Annotated in this window: 1 protein-coding gene; it reads right to left on the bottom strand. The window is 67.1% G+C overall.

Annotated features, from left to right (window positions below; translation table 11 throughout):
- Window positions 1–28 precede the first annotated feature (28 nt).
- Window positions 29–1,233, bottom strand: a protein-coding gene (locus D7X74_RS41945; protein WP_370450871.1) for an IS3 family transposase whose coding sequence is annotated in 2 segments (ribosomal slippage) — window positions 29–868 and window positions 871–1,233 — 1,203 coding nt in all. Because the reading frame shifts where the segments join, the coding sequence is not laid out codon by codon here.
- Window positions 1,234–1,290: the final 57 nt, after the last annotated feature.

Genomic DNA, 1,290 nt, shown 5'->3' with positions numbered 1-1,290 from the left:
TGGAGTTGCCCCCGTCAAATCGGACAGCTCAAGGTTGAGAGTTAGCAGTACGGAACTCGTGGGGTGACTTCATCTTGAGGCCCCGATGCGGGTGGCAGCGGTTGTAGTCGTCGAACCAGGCGGGCAGATGCGCCAGGACGTGGACAGCCGAGAGCAGCTCGTTGACATACACGTAATCGCGCTTGAAGGTCTTCACGAAGGCCTCGGCCATACCGTTGCTCTGGGGGGAGTACGAGGGCGTGGTGCACACCCGCAGGCCGAGGCCCAAGCCGAAGTCGCGGGTGTCCTTGGCGGTGTAGACGGGGCCGTTGTCCGACAGCCACTCCACCGGGTGGGGCGCCTTGGCGGTACCCGGGCCGAAGCGGGCCTCGAGTGTCTCGACCATCAGGTCCTGGATGGTGAGCGCGGTAGGCGGCTGGGCGGCGGCCTGGAAGGCGATGGCTTCGCGGTCGCAGCAGTCGAGGCTGAAGGCGACATGGACGCGCTCGCCATTCCAGCAGCGCACCTCGAAGCCGTCGGAGCACCAGCGCAGGTTGGACTTGAGCGTCATCACCTGGCCCTCGTGGGTCCGCGTCGGCTTGCCGCGATGGCGCTGCAGCAGCAACTGGCCTTGGCGCATGAGGCGGTAGGCGCGCTTGGGGTTCACGACGGGCTTGCTCTCGGCCCGGCGCTGCCGGTTGAGGACAGCGCACGCCCTGCGGTAACCGTAGGTGGCTCGCTGCCCGACGACGGCCTTGAGCTCCTCGAGGACCTCGGCGTCGGCCTGGGCGTCCGGGCGACGGGGCTGCCGAGGGGAAAGGGGGCGGTGCAGCGTGGAACGGGCGACCGCGAGGGCCCGGGCCACCGCACTCACAGAATGCCTCCCAGCTTGGACAAGGCCGCGGGCGACAGTAGTTTTTTTTCGCGCGCCAGCTCCACGGCGTCCCGGAGGATTTCGGCCTCCTGCGTCTTCTTGCCCAAAAGCCGCTGCAACTCGCGCACCTGGAGCTTGAGCGCCTGCACCTCGGACTCGGGCACCACGGCTTCGCCAGCCTGCAGCCCCGACACGCCGCCCGACTCCTTCAACTGCCGCCACCGGAACAGCAGGCTGGCGTTGATGCCGTACTTGCGGGCCACCAGGGAGACGCTACTGCCTGGCGCCTCACTCTCGGCCACCAAGCGCAGCTTCTCCTCCGCCGAGTACCGGCGACGACGCCTGCTCTCCTCGGCTCCCTCTTGGATTTTCTTCTCCATCGTCAGACTCGCTTTCTAGCTGAACGAGCCTGTCCGACTCTTCAGGGGGCTACACCA

Origin of the sequence: Corallococcus sp. CA047B (assembly GCF_003612065.1) — a bacterium.
GTDB classification, from domain to species: domain Bacteria; phylum Myxococcota; class Myxococcia; order Myxococcales; family Myxococcaceae; genus Corallococcus; species Corallococcus praedator.
This window is presented reverse-complemented; position numbering and strand designations above follow the sequence as displayed.